Here is a 17,128-nt window from a genome sequence, read left to right as displayed (position 1 = left end):
TAGCGCTAACAGCCTGCTATAGACGGGGCCTAGACCTTGTTCGAGGTCTTTGCCCTTCCTGGGCGTTTCCTCCCTGTAAACTGGCCGCGCTGTTTAGCGCGGCTTTTTTTTTACGCGGAAGGATGGGGAAGGGCGCCCCCCGTCAGCGACACCAGCCCTTCGGGCTTCGCGCTGCCACCTCCCCACCTTACGGTAGGGAGGAGATAGGGGCATGAGACCTCCAAAATGCGATGACTAATCGCATTTTGGCAAGCGCGACTGCGCGCCCGAGCCGATGCGAGGTATCTTCTTAAGAAAAAAGCTTAATCGGGACAAAGTCCCGATTAAGCGGCGTGGCCCTCGGCGCGGCGCATTCGCCAGAAGCGGATGGTGCGAAGCGCCGTGTCGCGCGGCAGGTCGGTATAGAGCCGGCCATATTCGCTGGCCTTGCCCATGGCGTTTTCCTGGTCCGACAGCATGATCATGGCGTAGGTCAGGAAGAGGGCCTTGTCGAGATCGGCGGCCTTGCAGGCAATGGCAAGCGCATCGATTTCCTTTTTCTCGACCAGGTGGCGGGCGGTCAGGAAATCGATATCGGCCATCTGCGCCAGGGCGCAGAGGAAATAGGTCGGGTTCGGATCGCGCATGTACTTGGCGAGCAGGGTCGGGGTCAGGCGCGAATTGCGGCGTAAGGATTCGACCTCGTCGAAGATCTTCTCGTAATCGTCGGGGAAGCTGCCATAGGCCACGGCCACCTTATCGCGGCCTTTGGACAGGGCCTGTTCGAGCACGGCCGGATCGAGCTTTTCGTTCTCGCGCATGATGCGTTCGCGCAGGCGGGCCTCGACGACGAAATACATGTCGTTCATCAGGTCGACCGGCATGTCGGCGCGGTTGACCACGACCTCGTGCAGGGCCGGATTGGCCTGGGCGCGCTGGATGACCTGCTCGTTGGAGGCGCGCGACAGACGGGCGCCGTCATTGCTGAGTAGGGTATGGAGCGTGGTGTCGTCGCCGCGGTTGATGATGACGCCGGAGACGCTTTCGGGCACCGACTCGCGCTTAGAGACGGCGCGCAGGTGATCCTGCCCTTGCGTCGAGACGATGTGCATCAGGTCGGTTTCGCTGAGCGCCTGCGAGCGGGTCAGGATCGGTTCGGCGACGGCGATGTCATCGGAGGCCAAACGACGCAGCAGCCCCAAAGGCGCATTGCGGGTTTGCGAAATGGTGGTGGAAATTTCGGCGCGGACGGCGGTTTCCATATCGGCGGCCAACTGGCTCATCACCGAATCGTAGAGTTCCATTTCCGGTCCGCTGATCTCTTCCGGATTGGTCATGAAGATACCGGTCACCTGGCGCAGCAGTTCGCGGCGTTTGGCGCTCGAAGGTTCCTGGGCCAGTTCGATCAGGTCGGTCAGGGCTGAGGTCGGGACGCGGGACATTCTGTTTCCTTGAGGGCCATTCTGGCTGAGAAGGTTTATCGAGTATGGATCAGTTCTTATCGGTGTCGGATTTTTTGCCGGTATCGCTGGCCTTATCGTCATCGTTCGGATCGCCGCCTTCTTCCGGCGAAACGGTCAGCAGGGCGCCGGTGGCGCCGGGCGTGACGCTGATCGGATCGGGGCGCATCCCGTACTGGCGGTGCAGGCTGTAGAGGCGCGGCTCGTCGGCCGGGGTGGTGTAATGTTCGCCGGGAATGAAGACGTGATCGGTTTCCTGCGAAGCCGGGGAGACATCGGGTTCCGGCGCGGTGGCGGTCGGTTTGGCGTCCGGTTTGCCGGTTTTGGGGACTTCGGCGGTCGGCAGTTGCGCGGCGCGGGCCGCGGCGATGCGGGCGGCGTATTTGCTTGTTGCGGGCACTTCGTAGGCGCCGTCGGTGCTCAGGGCGGAAGCGACGGCGGCCGAGGGTGGCGCGGTTTCGGTGCGTGCAGGCGTTGGCGCTGACGCCACTGCGGCCGCGGATTTGCGGGCGGCTTGAGGCGGTGAGGGCTGTGCGGCGACCGGCGCTTCGGGCGTCAGGTCGGGATCGTCGGCCAGGCCGGGATCTTCGCGTTCGGGCTCAGGGGCGGTCGGGGGGGCGGGTAAGGGCACCACAGCCACCGGCGTCGGCGCGGCCATCGGCACGGGCTGAGATACGGAAACGGGGGCCGGATTGCGGACGGGGGCCGTCGGCACAGCGGCGAATTGCGGCTGCGGAGGCGGGGAGACTGAAGCCACGGCGGTCGCCTGCTTGGCGGGCCAGCGCAAGGAGCGGGCGTAGGGATCGCCAACCTGGCCATAGGGCGAGGGCGGGACGGGATAGGCGCCGGTGGTCGTCTGGACCTGTTCGGTCTGCGGGGGCGCCTCCGTGACCGGCTGGGCCTTGGCGCTCCAGGTCAGATAGGGACGGGCCGAACCGGCGAGCGCCGCGCAAGGGACCGCGACCGCCATCAGGGCGACGGCGGCGGGCAGCAGATAACAGGCGCGGCGGGCAGGCTTGGTCATGGCTTGCTGGATGACTTTCACGCGGTACGTCAGGTTGTAACCCTGAAAGCTTAAGCCAGTGAGTTTAATTAAGACCTAATAGCGGAGGATTTTTGGTTGGGAGTGCGGGAAGTGGATAGAAGAAGGTTTATCCGTGGTTTCCCTTCTCTTAAGAAGGTCAGACACCCCACCACCACGCCATGAAGAATGGCGCGGTCCCCCTCCCCGACAAGCGGGGAGGCTCAAATAAGAATCGTTCCTCCCCGCTTGTCGGGGAGGGGGGACCGCATGACGCGCGGAGCGCTAGATGCGGTGGTGGGGTATCTTGCTTTTAGTGGCTCCTAGCCCGCCAACTGCGCTTTCTTCTCTTCCAACTCCAGCCATTCCATTTCGCCGCTTTCCAGCGAGGTGCGGGTATGGGTCAGTTGCCGGGTTGTCTGCTCGAACGCCTTGGGCGCCTTGGTATAGAGGTTGGGGTCGCTGAGAATCTCTTCCAGTTTTTCGATCTCGGCCTGCCATTCGGGCATCAGGCGCTCCAGATCTTCCAGGCGCTTCTGATCCTTATAGGACAGTTTTGCCGCCGGCTTCTTGGTCAGAGTGGCCACTTCCACCGGCTTTTCAAACAGGACCTTCGGCGTGTCGCCCTTGATCTTGATCGATTCCATGCGCGAGATTTCCGAGAAGAAATCCGGGTTCTGGCGGATGAAGTCCTGCCAGCCGCCGGGGGTTTCGGCGGCATCGCCCTTGCCGTTCAGGGCCGGGGTGGAGGTGGCCAGACGGTCGATGAAATCCCGATCGTGCGAGACCAGGATCAGGGTGCCGTCGTAATCGGCCAGCATGTCCTCCAACAGGTCGAGCGTGTCCATGTCGAGGTCGTTAGTCGGTTCGTCCAGCACCAGCAGGTTGGTGGCCTTGGCCAGGGCGCGGGCCAGTTGCAGGCGGTTGCGCTCCCCGCCGGAGAGCGATTTTACCGGCTGGCGCAACTGGTTTTCACGGAAGAGGAAATCCTTGGCATAGGCGGCAACGTGGCGCGGCGTGCCCTGGACCATGATCTGGTCGGAGCCGGAATTGGCCAGCACGTCCCACAGGGTTTCCTCGCCTTTCAAAGCGTCGCGGCCCTGGTCGAGATAGGCGACTTCGAGATTGGTGCCGAGTTTGATTTCGCCGGAATCCGCCGGAATCTGGCCGAGCAGCAGCTTGACCAGGGTGGACTTGCCGGCGCCATTGGGGCCGACGATCGCCAGGCGGTCGCCGCGCATGATGCGGGTCGAGAAATTTTTCAACAGGGTGCGTTCGCCGAAGGCTTTGGATACGCCTTTCAGTTCGGCGACCAGACGGCCGGAGGTGCCGCCGGAATCGATGCTCATTTCCATCGTCTTGCCGCGTTGCATAAGCCGGGCAGTGGCGTCGGCGCGCATGGCGGCCAGGCGCGAGGCGCGGCCTTCGTTGCGCGTGCGGCGGGCGGTGATCGAGGAATAGAAGGTTTTGGTCTCGCGCTCGATCGCCTTTTGCAGGCGGGCCAGGGATTCCTCGGCGTCCCGGATGACCGAATCGGACCACGGCTCAAAGCCGGCATAGCCCTGGTCGAGCTTCAGCACCTTGCGGTCATAGAGCCAGAAACAGCGCTGGGTGGTGCGCTCAAGAAAGGTCCGGTCGTGGGAGACGATCAGGGCGGCGCCGCGGAAACTGCGCAGGCGGTCTTCGAGGGTTTCGATGGCGAAGATGTCGAGGTGGTTGGTCGGCTCGTCGAGGAACAGAAGGTCGGGTTCTTCGGCAAATGCTTTTGCCAGGGCGGCGCGGCGCTTTTCGCCGCCGGACATCGAGGTGGTCGGCGCGTTCGGATCGATCTCGAAGGCGTAGAGCTCGGCCTCGGCGGTATAGTGCTCGGCGCCGCCGGAACAGGCCCAGTCGAGGATGGTTTCGCCCTTGGGTTCCGGCTCCTGCAGCACGAAGGCATAACGGATGCCGTTGCTGACGATGCGTTCGCCGGAATCGGCCTCGATCAGGCCAGACATCAGGCGCATCAGGGTCGATTTGCCGGCGCCGTTCTTGCCGACCAGACAGGCGCGCACACCGCGCTCCAAGGCGATATCGACGCCGTCGAACAGCGGGTTCATGCCGTCCATCAGGCGGACGTCTTTCAGGGCGAGCAGCGGGGCTTTTGCGGGTGTTTTGGCCATAGGCGCCATGTAGTGTGCCGGCGGCTATTTTACAAAGGAAATCTGCGTCAGCAAGGAACGTCCCATCTGCTTTTCAGGCTGTTGGAAAATAACTTGGGTGCAAAAATGAGCGCGGGGGACTATAAGCCCGCGCATGAACAGTGATTTTGCGCAAAAACCCTTCTGGGAGACCAAGACCCTTGCCGAAATGAACCCGCAGGAGTGGGAGAGCCTGTGCGATGGCTGCGGGCTGTGCTGCCTGGTGCGGTTCGAGGACGAGGAGACGCTGGAGGTCATCCCGACGCGCGTCCACTGCAAGCTGTTCGATCCGGACAAGTGCGCCTGTTCCGACTACCAGAACCGCAAGCGGCATGTGCCGGACTGCATCAAGCTGACGCCGCGCAATATCGAGGCCCTGGAATGGATGCCGATGAGTTGCGCCTATCGCCGGCTGCATGAAGGCAAGACGCTGCCGGACTGGCATCATTTGATCACCGGCGACCGCGAGACGGTGCATCGCTCAGGTGTTTCGATCCGCGGCCAGACCATTTCCGAACTGGCGCTCGGTGATCCGGAAGAGGCGCTCGATTTCGCCGCCTGGGATCTGAACGAGGACCGTTCGGACTGGCCGGCCGAAGATATCGATTAGAGGCAGGTGAGGTTGGATTTGGCCACGCCCTCCTGTTTTTACCCCTCCACCCCTTCGGGGTCCCCCTCCCCTCCAAGAGGGGAGGATTAAGAGAGAACATTCACGGTAAGCTTGTCGCACTTCCGATTTACCATATCCTTGCGAAGTGGGAGGGCTTTCGTCTTTCGGGTTTAGGATTTTGAGCGCACGTTTTGCGGAGGAAAATCTTCAGGGAGACGGTCATGAAACGCGCAATTGTTCTTTCGGCGGCCCTGGCCGTTGTGCTGGGGCTCAGCGGCTGTACCGGCTATTATGGCGGCGCGGGGGTCGGCTACGGCTATAACGATTACGACGATCTCTATTACGACAACTATTACGGCCCGGTGCGCGATGGCTACTGGAGCCAAGACGGCTGGTATTATTACCGTGACCACACGAACCGCCAGTATCGCCGTGATGATGGCCGGCATTTCCGGCGCGAGGCGGCGGATGGCTATCATTCGGCGCGGATGCACCGGTCGCGCGATAATGATCATGACCGAAATCACGACAGGGATCATGATCGCAACCACTACTGAGAGCGCTTTCAATTGGTGTGCGATAGGGGCTTGTGTCCTGCGTCAACAGGCCGCATAAAGCGAATATGACTGTTTGGCGAGTGAGACACCCTATTGCGTGCCGGTAAACCGACGATCGACGATGTAGCGGCGCTGTCCGGCGTGGCGCGGGCCACCGTATCGCGCGTATTGAACGGCGGGCCGAACGTGCGCGAGGAGGTTCGCCAGCGTGTACTCAAGGCCGTCGACAAGCTGCAGTACAAGGTCAATATGCAGGCGCGGTTCCTGGCCGGCGGCAAGACGCAGGTGCTGGGTCTGGTCTATGCCTCGGACCTCGATAGCGAACCTAACTCCTTCTATCATTCCGGCCTGGAACTGGGTGCGCTGAGAGGCTGCGCCGAGGCCGGTTTCCAGCTTCTGATGCACACGGTCAATCAGCATAGCCTTGGCAAGACGGCCAAGATCATCGAACTGGTCGATTCAAGGCGCTGCGATGGGCTGATCCTGACGCCGCCCTTTTCCGATGACTGCGACCTGCTGCGCGAACTGGAGGCGCGCAACTGTCCGGTGGTGTGCATTTCGCCGGGCCTGGCGGCGCAGAAGGTGGCTTCGGGCGTGGGGATAGATGACGAAGTGGCGGGCTATGAAATGACCCGGTACATGTTGTCGCTCGGCCATAAAAAGTTCGGCTTTATCAAGGGCCTGGAAGGGCACCTCTCGGCAGAGGAGCGCTATTCGGGCTTCCGGCGGGCCATTGCCGAGGCGGGGATAGACGAGGCGGATGTGACGGTGATGCGCGGCAACTTCACGTTCCGCTCAGGCGTGGAGATGACGGCGGCGATCCTGAATAATGGACATCGACCGAGCGCCCTGATCTGCGCCAATGACGACATGGCCGTCGGCGCGCTGTTCTCGGCACACAAGGTGGGCCTGAATATTCCGCAGGATCTGTCGATCGTTGGCTTCGACGATACGCCTGTGTCGGAGATTATCTGGCCGCCGCTGACCACGGTGAACCAGCCGCTGAAAACCATCGGCTATCGCGCCGTGGACATGATCGTCGAGCGGATCAAGGCCGGCAAGACGGCCAGCGGGCCTTTGCCGGTGCGGTTTGATGTGGTGCCGCATAAGGTGGTCATGCGGGAAAGCGCCAGCCCCCCGCGGGGGTGAAGTAAGGCCCTTGCATAGGGATTAAAGCTAAAAACAGGCCCCTCCGTCAGCGACACCAGCCCTAAAGGGCTTTGCGCTGACACCTCCCCCGCTGCGCAGGGGAGGAGAAAAATGGGAGCGCTCCCATAAATGGTTTCAGCCTAAACCTTGTGTCATATTGAACACATTTTGTCTCTGATTGGGGCAAATGTGTCTGAAAACGGGCTTGTGCGTGGTGTCGCGCTTGACAGAGGCGTATTCTGCGGCGCAGGAATTGAGAGCGCTTCCAATGGCGGGATCAACTCGCCTATACGGCACCCAAAGAGCGCATAGCACCCGATCCGGGGAGGAACATGATGAAATCTGTCACGCGACGCGGTTCTGCGTCCATTAAAACGGTTCTGATGACTACGGCGGCCTGCGCCATTGCGCTGGGCGGCCTGACAACAGCGGCCCAGGCTCAGGATGAGGCCGCGGCCGCGCCGGCCGAAGATACCCAGGTCGTGATCGTTACCGGCATCCGCAAGGGCTTGCAGGATTCGCTGACCATCAAGAAGAAGAACACCTCGATCGTGGAAGCCGTTTCGGCCGAAGATATCGGCAAGCTGCCGGACGCCTCGATCGCCGAATCGCTGGCGCGTCTACCGGGCCTGGCGGCGCAGCGCGTCGGCGGCCGGTCGCAGACCATCTCCATTCGCGGGCTTTCCGGCGATTTCTCGACCACGCTGCTGAACGGCCGGATGCAGGTCTCTTCCGGCGACAACCGCGCCGCCGAATTCGACCAGTATCCGTCGGAAATGGTCTCCTCGGCCATCGTCTACAAGACACCGGATGCCGGCCTGACCGGCCAGGGCCTTTCCGGCACGGTAGTGCTGAATACCGTGCGCCCGCTCGACTATAACAAGCGCGTCATTTCGGTGAATGTGCGCGGTTCGGTCAATACCAATGGCGAAATCGTTCCGGGCTACAGCGCCAATGGTAATCGTATCAGCCTGGCCTATATCGATCAGTTCATGGACGGCAAGCTGGGCGTCGCGCTCTCCTATGCGCACCTTGATGATCCGTCGGAATTGCAGCACTCCAAGAGCTGGTGGTGGGACAAGCAGGGCAATGACTCGGTTACCGGCCTGCCGCGCCTTGGCAATGCCGATGCGTTTGGTCTGCACGGCGTTGAAATCTGGTCGACCGCCCGCCGCCAGACGCGCGACGGCTACATGGCCGTGCTCGATTTCAAGCCGAACGACAATTTCCGCAGCGTGAATGACTTCTATTACTCGGTCTTTGACCAGAACGAAGTGACGCACGGCGCGCAGTGGTATCAGACGCAATGGACCGACGATATCCACTTCTCGAATGTGGTGGTCTCCGATCGCGGCGGTACGCCGGTGGTGCAGCAGGCGACGATCAGCGGCATTGCGCCGATCATCCGCAACGACAACAATCTGCGCCGCGACGAAATGTTCTCCTTCGGCTCGAACAACCGATTTAACATCGGTGCGTGGCGGTCGGTGATTGATTTCGGCTATTCGCGCTCCGTGCGTAAGGAAAGCATCGCCGAAACCTATGCTGGTTACGGCACGGACCCGACGCCGGTCAGCCGCACCTTCGATACGATTGACGAGAACATCGCCTTTGGCGGCTTTCCGCAGCTTACGCCGGGTCTGAACTATGCCGACGCCGATAATGTCTATCTCGGCGACGTGGCGCCCTGGGGCGGCTGGGGCCATGACGGCGCCATCCGTCAGCCGAAAGTGGTCGATCAACTGGCGACGGCGCGCTTCAGCGGCGTGCATGACATGGACTGGGGTGGCTTCAAGAGTATTGAACTGGGGGTCGACTACTCGCACCGCACCAAGGAAAAGGGTGTGCAGGAATGGGATCTCTGCCTCAAGGGCTGGAACCAGACGACCAATGACTGTCATGGTACGCGCGTGGCGGTGGATGCGGCTGATCTGCAGGAACCGACCAATCTCGATTTTGCCGGCTTCGGCAAGGTTCTGTCCTATGATCTGGGCAGCGTGCTCGACAAATATTATGACCGTCGCGCCATCCTGAACGAGGACAACCTCAACAAGTACTGGCAGGTCGATGAAGAACTGGTGACCCTGTTCGCCAAGATGAACATCGATACGGAGATGGGCGGGCATGGCCTGCGCGGTAATCTAGGCCTGCAATATGTCGGCGCCAAGCAGACCTCGGCCGGTAACGAGATCATCCAGCGCGGCTCGCCGGCGATCGGCCAGTGGGTCTCGACCAGCAAGGAATATGGCGACTTCCTGCCGAGCCTGAACCTGATATACGACATGGACGACAATTCCGTGCTGCGCTTTGCGATGAGCCGCGCCATGGCCCGTCCGCGCATGGAGGACATGCGCGCCAGCCGCAATGCTTCGGTCAGTATAACGACCCAGACCTGGAGCGGCTCCGGCGGCAATCCGAATCTGAAGCCGTGGATCGCCGATGGTGTTGACCTGGCCTATGAGCGCTATTTCAACCGGACCAGCTATATCGGCGTAGCCGGCTTCCAGAAGGTGATGCGCAACTATATTCGTAACCTGACGGTCTCCAACTACGACTTCACCGGCTGGACCAATACCAGCGGGGTGACGCCGCTCAGCAATATCGGCAGCTTTACCCTGCCGATCAATGATGACGGCACCGCGAGCAATATCGGCGGCGGCAAGAACGTCTCCGGTATCGAATTCAGCGGCGCGTTGGATGGGGCTTTGATCTGGGACAAGCTGAATGGCTTTGGCGTGATCGGCAGCTTCTCGCGTGGCTGGACTAATATCCGCTCAGGCGATGATATCGATCCGTCGAAACTGCCGGGCTTCTCCGGCGATGTCGGCAACCTGACCGGCTATTACGAGCGGGGTGGGTTCTCGGCGCGCCTGAGCTATCGTTACCGCTCGGCCTTCCTGGGCGAGACCTATGCGCTTTACGCCAACCGCGCGGCGGCCCGTATCCTGGCCGACGACCAGGTTGACGCCCAGCTTAGCTACCAGATGCAGGACGGCCCGCTCAAGGGCGTTACCTTCCTGCTGCAAGGTTATAACCTGACTGACTCGAACTACCAGACCCAGTTGAAGGTGACGGAGAACAAGACGGCGGATGGGTCTTCCTATCCGGAAATCTATGAGGAATACGGCAAGACGATCCTCTTCGGCGTCAGCTACAAGTTCCAGTAATCCCCCGAGCGCCTGCCGCCGTTCATTGCGTGTGGCGGCAGGTGTTGGCTATCCGGGGAGGGCACCTCCCGGCCTTCCCCGGATGTCTTTTTGAGTTTTGAAAGAGCGCCCCTCCGTCACGGACGACCCATGAATGGATCGCCGCGCCACCTCCCCATCGCAAGCGATAGGGAGGAGAGGGAAAACGTTTCGCTTTTGTCTTCAGGATTATCCCATGTCCAAGTCATCTTTCCGCCGGGCGTTGCTCGGCTCGATCTCGCTGTGTCTGTTGTTCGCGCCCTTGAGTCAGGCGCAGGAACTGAAGGACTGGCCGCATATCGACTCGGCGATCAGGCCGGATGCGGCGATGGAGGCGAAGATCGCCAAAATCGTCAGTCAGATGACCCTGCGCCAGAAGATCGGTCAGATGACCCAGGCCGAGATCAAGGCGGTGACGCCGGAGGATATCCGCAAGCATTACATTGGCTCGGTGCTGAATGGCGGCGGCTCGTGGCCCTATATGATGAAGCACGCGACCCTGAAGGACTGGGCTAAGATGTCGGACGGCTTTTATGACGCGTCCATGAAGACCGACATGAAGACGAAAATTCCGCTATTGTGGGGCACCGACGCGGTGCATGGCCACGGCAATGTCATCGGGGCGACGCTGTTTCCGCACAATATTGGTCTGGGCGCGGCGCATGATCCGGAACTGATCGGCGAGATCGGTGCGGCAACCGCGAAGGCTGTGCGCGCCACGGGCATCAACTGGGTATTCGCGCCGACGCTTGCCGTGGTGGAAGACCAGCGCTGGGGGCGGACCTATGAGGGCTTTTCCTCCGATCCGCTGGAGGTGAAAGATTACGCTTCGGCCTATGTCACCGGGATGCAGGGTGATTTCTCGAAGGCCGGAAACGTGGTGGCCACGGCCAAGCACTATATCGGCGACGGCGGCACAAAGAACGGCAAGGACCAGGGCGTCAACATGTCGTCCGAGGCCGACCTGATGAATATCCACGGCCAAGGCTATTATGGCGCGCTCGGCGCCGGCGTGCAGACCGTGATGGCCTCCTATTCCTCGTGGACCGACGGCGCCACGGGCAAGGATTACGGCAAGATGCACGGTGATGAATACCTGCTGACCGACGTGCTGAAAGGCAAGATGGGCTTCGATGGTTTTATTATCTCCGACTGGAACGCGGTCGGGCAATTGCCGGGGTGCCTGAATTATCACTGTCCGCAGGCGATCAATGCCGGCATCGACATGATGATGGTGCCGCTGGAGTGGGACAAGTTCATTGATGCGACCGTGGCCGATGTCGAGAGCGGCGCCATTCCGATGTCGCGCATCGATGACGCGGTGACGCGGATACTGCGGGTAAAGATGCGGGCGAAGATTTTTGGGGCGCGGCCGTCGAGTAATCCGTATGCTGGGAAGGTTTCGGCGATCCAGGCACGCGATCTGGCGCGGCGGGCGGTATCGGAATCGCTGGTATTGCTGAAAAACGAGGGCTCTGCTTTGCCGCTGAAAAAGGGTGCGAAAATTCTGGTGGTCGGCAAGAGCGCCGACAATCTCGGCAACCAGACCGGCGGGTGGACGATCACCTGGCAGGGCACGGACAATGCCAATTCGGATTTCCCCAATGCCGACAGTATCCTGGCCGGCATCAAGGCCGAGGCGGGAGCGGGCAATGTGACCTATAGCGCGGATGCTGCGGGCGTAGATATTGCGCAATATGACGCGGTGATCGCGGTGGTGGGAGAGACGCCCTACGCCGAGACGGCGGGGGATATCAGCAATCTGTCGCATACGGCGCGTTACCCGGAAGATGTGAAAGTCTTGCAGGCGGTCTCCGGCAAGGGCAAGCCGGTGATTACGGTGCTGGAATCGGGCCGCACCCTCTATGCCAATGATTTGCTCAACCTGTCGGATGCCTTTGTGGCGGCGTGGCTGCCGGGGACGGAAGGCAGGGGCGTGACCGATGTGCTGTTTGGCGGGAAGGATTTCAAAGGCACCTTGTCGTTTGACTGGCCGTCGGCGGGGTGTCCAGGGGCGGCGGCGCAGTTCGCTTTGGGCTATGGGCTGAGCTATGCTAAACCGGGAATGGTCGGGGCATTGCCCGTGGCTGAGCCGGTGGAATGTAAATGATAAGACTTGTGAGGAAAGGCCCCCTCCGTCAGCGACACCAGCCCTTCGGGCTTCGCGCTGACACCTCCCCCGCTAACGCAGGGGAGGAGAAGGGATCATGATTCCCTTGAACAAAGTGGTCATCGTTGGCGGCGGGACGGCGGGCTGGATGGCGGCGGCGTTGTTGGCGAAGCTCGCTCGAAAGGGGCTGGAAATCGAGCTGGTGGAATCCGAGGAGATCGGCGCCATCGGCGTCGGTGAGGCGACCATTCCCGCGATCAAGCGTTTCAATCACCTGCTGGAACTGGACGAGACCGATTTCATCAGGAGCACACAGGCGACCTTCAAGCTGGGGATCGAATTCACCAACTGGGGCCATGAGGGGGACAGCTATATCCACGGTTTTGGCAAGATCGGCCAGGACCTGGGGTGGCTCAGGATGCACCAGTATTGGCTGAAAATGCGTGGCACCGGGAAGGTGTCGGAACGCTTCGCCGACTATTCGATCAATACGGCGGCGGCCTATGCCAACAAGTTCATGCGGGCGCGGCCGGATATGAAGGCTTCGCCGCTTAATGATATCGCCTATGCCTATCATTTCGATGCCGGGCTCTATGCGCTCTACCTGCGCAAATACTCTGAAGCGCTGGGCGTGAAGCGCACCGAGGGGAAGATCGTCAAGGTCAATCAGCGGGCCGAGGATGGCTTTATCGAAGGTGTGGTGCTGGAGAGTGACGCGGTAGTCGAGGGGGAGTTGTTTATCGACTGTTCGGGGATGCGGGCGCTGCTGATCGAACAGACCCTGGGTGCCGGTTATGAGGACTGGTCGCATTGGCTGCCATGTGATCGCGCCGTGGCGGTGCCTTGTTCCTTTGAGCGCTCAGACGCCGCGCAGGCTTTACCTCGCAACGGCTCGGGCGGCCAGTCGGCCTTGCCTCGGACCGGCGAGCCGGTCCTCGGAAAATCCGAACTGTTGACGCCCTATACGCGCTCGATTGCGCACAAGGCCGGCTGGCAATGGCGGATTCCGTTGCAGCATCGCATCGGCAATGGCCATGTCTTTTCCTCACGCTATATCAGTGATGATGAGGCCACGGCGGTGCTGATGGGCAATCTCGATGGCGAGGCGCTGGCGGAGCCGCGGGTGATCCACTTCCGCACGGGCAAGCGCCGCAAGGTGTGGGATAAGAATGTCGTAGCGGTGGGGTTGTCCTCCGGCTTTATGGAGCCGTTGGAATCGACCTCGATCCAGTTGATCCAGAGCGTGATTTTACGGTTACTGGCCTTCTTTCCTGACAGCGGGTTCGCGCCGGCGCAGCGCGACAGTTTCAACCGGCTGGTCGATGAGGAATACCGCGAGATCCGCGACTTCCTGATCGCGCACTACAAGCTGACGACGCGCGATGACAGGCCCCCAAATGGCAAAGGATTTTGGCGCTATTGCCGGGATATGGATATCCCCGATGCCCTGCGCGAGCGGCTGGATTTGTGGCGCGTGGCCGGACGGTTCTTCAAGACAGGCGAGGAGCTTTTCGTCGATGAGAGCTGGATACAGGTGCTGATCGGGCAGGGATTGATTCCGGACGGTTACGATCCGTTCGTTGATCTGCGCGCGGAAGATGAGATTGTCAAATATCTCAATGATATCAGTGGTGTGATTGGCAAATGCGTGGCCGCAATGCCGAGCCATGCGCAATATATAGAGGCCACCTGTAAGGCCTGACGGAGGAGATGATGCGGATTTTTCAGGTGGCGGTATTGGCCGCGCTGATGGGCTTAGGCGGATGTGCGGCCGGCGGATTGGCGGGTAGCCATCCGGCAGTCAAGGTGTGGGAGACCGACGCCGACCAGTCGAAGCTGCTGGCGCCGCAAGGAGATGTGCATTTCGGCGCGGCGGCTTCGGGCACGGTGATCACGATCGATCCGGCGCAGAGCTACCAGAGCATGGTGGGGTTCGGTGCGGCGATGACCGATGCTTCGGCCTACCTGATCCGCAACAGGATGACGGATGATCAGCGTGACGCCCTGATGGGCGATCTGTTTGGCGCCGAGGGTCTGAATTTCAGCTTTATGCGCCTGACTATCGGCGCTTCGGATTTTTCGCGCGAGCATTATAGCTACGATGACATGCCGGCGGGGCAGACCGATCCGGCTATGGCGCATTTCTCGATAGACGCGGCGAAGGGTGATGTCATTCCGGCGGTGAAGCAAGCTTTGGCGCTTAATCCGCAACTGACGGTGATGGCCTCGCCATGGTCGGCGCCGGGCTGGATGAAAACGACGGACAGCCTCATTCAAGGGTCTCTGAAGCCGGACGCCTACCCCAACTTTGCCGATTATCTCAGCCGCTACCTAACCGATATGCGTTCGGAAGGTATCGATATCACGCTTTTGACCCTGCAGAATGAGCCGGGGTTCGAGCCGGATTCCTATCCGGGGATGCGGGTGGAACCGGAGTCGCGCGCCGCCTTTATCGGCGGGTTTCTGGGGCCGAAACTGAAGGCTGACGGCGACCGGACGAAGATCCTCGATTATGACCATAACTGGGATTTGCCGTCCTCTCCGCTGACGGTTCTGGGCGATGCGAAGGCCAGCCCTTACGTCGCGGGCGTGGCCTGGCATTGCTATAATGGCGATGTGGCGGCGCAGGGGCCGGTGCATGAGGCGCATCCGGACAAGGACGCCTATTTCACCGAATGTTCGGGCGGCGAATGGGCGCCGAAATTCAGCGATACCTTCGACTGGACGGTAAAGAACCTGATCATCGGCTCGACGCGCAACTGGGCGAAGGGCGTGCTGATGTGGAACCTGGCGCTGGATGAGAATTTCGGGCCGCACAAGGGCGGGTGCGGCGATTGCCGGGGCATCGTGACCATCAATTCGACGACCGGTGCGGTGACGAAAAATATCGAATATTACGCTTTTGGCCATGCGTCGAAATTCGTCAAGGCGGGGGCGGTGCGGGTGGCGTCCAATGAGGCGGACGGGATTTCCAATGTGGCGTTTAAAAATCCGGATGGATCGCTGGTGCTGATCGCGCTGAATGGCAATGCGGCGGCGACGGCGTTTTCGGTGAAGGCGCAGGGGAAGACGTTTGGCTATACCTTGCCAGCAGGGGCTGTGGCGACGTTTGTTTGGCGGCCGTAGCGCCCCTCCACCGCTTTGCGGTCCCCCCTCCCCATTTAGATGGGGAGGAGCGTTGCCCCCTCCGTCAGCGACACCGGCGCTATGCGCCTCGCGCTGACACCTCCCCCGCTGCGCAGGGGAGGATCAGATAAGCCGTTCCGTGATTGCGGGACGGTTTTTTTGTGCGAAAAATCCCCGCTGGTCCGGGGGGCGGTAGAGTAGCGGTCATGGAAAAAGACCTGAACGATCTGGCGCTGTGGAAGTCGTCATTGAAGCTGAGGCTGGCGGCGCAGGCGGAAAAGCTGGTGGGCCACATTGAGGGCCTGGATGAGCCGAAGACGCCGCTGGAAGCCGAGCGAATGGCCAAGGCGCTGAAGGCCGCCGATGCCGCGATAGAGCAGATTTTCAAGGGCGAAGATGAGACGCCGGACGATATTGAGGAAGAAGACATGAATGACGATACCAGTGACCATGCCTGGCGGGTCGAACTTGAGCGCAAACTTATTGACCTCGCTCACAGACGACGAAATTCGCGCGTGGGTGTGGCATCCGGACAGCCCGGTGAACAACGGGAAGACCTGGGGGTTCTGGGCGAACGACCATCAGAAGGCACCGACGGGGGACTGGCATAGCTGGCTGTTTCTTGGCGGGCGCGGTGCCGGCAAGACACGCGCCGGGGCCGAATGGCTGTCGGCGCTGGCGGGGCGCGGGGTGCGGTGCGCATTGATCGGGGCCAGTCTGCATGATGTCCGCGAAGTGATGATTGAGGGGCCTTCGGGGCTGAAAGTCACCGCTTCAAAGGGCAATCGGCCGAGCTATGAGGTGTCGCGGAAACGGCTGCGCTGGCCCAATGGCGGGGTGGCCTATGCCTATTCGGCGGAAGACCCTGAGAGTTTGCGCGGCCCGCAGTTTCATTACGCCTGGGCGGATGAATTCTGCGCCTGGCGGCATCCGGCCGAGACCCTGGCCATGCTGCGGATGGGTTTGCGGCTGGGAGAGAAACCCCGGCTGTGCCTGACCACGACACCGAAGCCGATCAGGGCCTTGCGCAATCTGATGGCCGAGCCGGGCGTGGCGATTACGCGGGCTTCGACGGCACAGAATGCTGAAAACCTGGCGCCGGCCTTCCTGGAAGGTCTGCGCGGGCTTTATGGCGGCACGCGGCTGGCGGCGCAGGAACTGGAAGGGCTGGTGGTCGATGACGACAACCGTGCCCTGTGGCGGGCCGACGATCTGGCGCGCTGTTATGGTGCGCGGCCGGACCATTTTGAAGAGGTGGTGGTAGCCGTTGATCCGTCGGCCACGGCCGGCGGGGATGCCTGCGGGATCGTGGTCGCGGGCCGCCTGGGCGAGCGTGGCTATGTGCTGGAGGATGCCACGGTCAGCGGATTTTCACCGCTCGGCTGGGCGCAGAAGGTGGCGTCTGTTGTGGCGGAATACGGGGCGCATCGCGTGGTGGCCGAGGCCAACCAGGGCGGGGAGATGGTGCGGTCGCTCCTGGCCATGTCGGGCTGCAATATGCCGATCGAACTGGTCCATGCCAGGGCCGGCAAGCGGATGCGGGCCGAACCGGTGGCGGCCTTGTATGAGCAGGGGCGGGTGAGCCATTGCCCGATCGGTCGGGGCCGGTTTGCCGAACTGGATGAGGAACTGATGGCTTTGGGGAGCGGGGAACTGGGGAAAAGTCCGGACAGGGCGGATGCGCTGGTTTGGGCGCTTGGGGCCTTGCTGGTGAACGCGAAGGCAGAACCGAGATTGCGGCGGGTTTAGGG

12 protein-coding genes are annotated in these 17,128 nt (G+C 61.4%); 9 read left to right on the top strand and 3 right to left on the bottom strand.

Features of this window, described 5'->3' with window-relative positions:
* Positions 1 to 323: 323 nt before the first annotated feature.
* The 3 genes from NVV72_04300 to NVV72_04290 form a co-directional block, all read right to left on the bottom strand.
* A complete protein-coding gene (locus tag NVV72_04300; protein MCR6658587.1) occupies positions 324 to 1,421 on the bottom strand; it encodes a DUF2336 domain-containing protein in 1,098 nt (365 codons plus the stop codon).
* Between the two features lie 49 nt (positions 1,422 to 1,470).
* Positions 1,471 to 2,463 (bottom strand): hypothetical protein, encoded by a 993-nt coding sequence (locus NVV72_04295; GenBank protein MCR6658586.1) that lies wholly within the window; start codon positions 2,461 to 2,463, stop codon positions 1,471 to 1,473.
* A gap of 320 nt (positions 2,464 to 2,783) precedes the next feature.
* Positions 2,784 to 4,622, bottom strand: coding sequence for an ATP-binding cassette domain-containing protein (locus tag NVV72_04290; protein MCR6658585.1), 1,839 nt, complete (start codon positions 4,620 to 4,622; stop codon positions 2,784 to 2,786).
* Positions 4,623 to 4,755: 133 nt separating this feature from the next.
* Between NVV72_04290 and NVV72_04285 the strand changes: the two genes are divergently transcribed.
* The 9 genes from NVV72_04285 (at position 4,756) to NVV72_04245 (ending at position 17,126) form a co-directional block, all read left to right on the top strand.
* Positions 4,756 to 5,250: a YcgN family cysteine cluster protein gene (locus NVV72_04285; protein MCR6658584.1), complete on the top strand. Its 495-nt coding sequence runs from the start codon at positions 4,756 to 4,758 to the stop codon at positions 5,248 to 5,250.
* A 221-nt stretch (positions 5,251 to 5,471) separates the two neighbouring features.
* Entirely contained in the window at positions 5,472 to 5,807 is a 336-nt protein-coding gene (locus tag NVV72_04280) for a hypothetical protein (protein ID MCR6658583.1), read from the top strand.
* A gap of 93 nt (positions 5,808 to 5,900) precedes the next feature.
* A complete protein-coding gene (locus NVV72_04275) occupies positions 5,901 to 6,956 on the top strand; it encodes a LacI family DNA-binding transcriptional regulator (protein MCR6658582.1) in 1,056 nt (351 codons plus the stop codon).
* 332 nt (positions 6,957 to 7,288) lie between these two features.
* A complete protein-coding gene (locus NVV72_04270) occupies positions 7,289 to 10,123 on the top strand; it encodes a TonB-dependent receptor (protein MCR6658581.1) in 2,835 nt (944 codons plus the stop codon).
* Positions 10,124 to 10,337: 214 nt separating this feature from the next.
* A complete protein-coding gene (locus tag NVV72_04265; GenBank protein ID MCR6658580.1) occupies positions 10,338 to 12,251 on the top strand; it encodes a glycoside hydrolase family 3 protein in 1,914 nt (637 codons plus the stop codon).
* Between the two features lie 97 nt (positions 12,252 to 12,348).
* Positions 12,349 to 13,953: a tryptophan 7-halogenase gene (locus tag NVV72_04260; protein ID MCR6658579.1), complete on the top strand. Its 1,605-nt coding sequence runs from the start codon at positions 12,349 to 12,351 to the stop codon at positions 13,951 to 13,953.
* 8 nt (positions 13,954 to 13,961) lie between these two features.
* Positions 13,962 to 15,377, top strand: coding sequence for a glycosyl hydrolase (locus NVV72_04255; GenBank protein MCR6658578.1), 1,416 nt, complete (start codon positions 13,962 to 13,964; stop codon positions 15,375 to 15,377).
* Positions 15,378 to 15,583: 206 nt separating this feature from the next.
* Entirely contained in the window at positions 15,584 to 15,988 is a 405-nt protein-coding gene (locus NVV72_04250) for a hypothetical protein (GenBank protein ID MCR6658577.1), read from the top strand.
* Positions 15,918 to 17,126 carry a terminase family protein gene (locus tag NVV72_04245; protein ID MCR6658576.1) on the top strand — a complete coding sequence of 403 codons (1,209 nt, stop codon included), beginning with the start codon at positions 15,918 to 15,920 and terminating at the stop codon, positions 17,124 to 17,126. Before NVV72_04250 ends, NVV72_04245 begins: the two co-directional genes overlap by 71 nt.
* Positions 17,127 to 17,128 lie beyond the last annotated feature (2 nt).

Source organism: Asticcacaulis sp. (assembly GCA_024707255.1).
Taxonomy (GTDB): Bacteria; Pseudomonadota; Alphaproteobacteria; order Caulobacterales; family Caulobacteraceae; genus Asticcacaulis.
This window is presented reverse-complemented; position numbering and strand designations above follow the sequence as displayed.